General features: G+C 61.1%; 1 rRNA gene. It reads left to right on the top strand.

The features are described from left to right. Nucleotides 1–375: 375 nt before the first annotated feature. Nucleotides 376–517 (top strand): 16S ribosomal RNA (locus NZ875_09680); the annotation flags it as partial.

Genomic DNA, 517 nt, shown 5'->3' with positions numbered 1-517 from the left:
GCCGATGATCGGAAGGCCCGCCCGGGGTTCTGGCCTGGTGTTGACAGCAGGCGGGGAATCCGGTATATTAAAAGTGCAGCGGGCTTGGGGTCGACGGGATGGTGCCCGTCCCCCAGGAGGCATCTTGACAAACGCCCGGGGTTGTGTTATAAAATAAGGTGCGTTTAGATCCTGGACAAGCGATCGGTGGCGGGGCGCACGGCCGATGAACATCGAAGCAGGCCCGCTCCACCGTTATAGGGGCTGATCCCTATAGCGGTTTATGTTGTCTTCCGCACCTTAACTGAATTGTGGCAGGAAGTCCGGGGGCGTCTGGCAGAAGTCTTGCGGTCGGACCTTACACCCCGGGAGGTCAACCTCCTGGGGATATAAGAGCCGACGGAGAGTTTGATCCTGGCTCAGGGTGAACGCTGGCGGCGTGCCTAACACATGCAAGTCGAGCGGGGAGGGGGTAGGCGCAAGCTGAGCCCTCCGAGCGGCATTCGGGTGAGTAACACGTGGGTGACCTGCCCCGGCG

Source organism: Pseudothermotoga sp., from assembly GCA_025060105.1.
Taxonomy (GTDB): Bacteria; Thermotogota; Thermotogae; order Thermotogales; family DSM-5069; genus Pseudothermotoga_A.
This window is presented reverse-complemented; position numbering and strand designations above follow the sequence as displayed.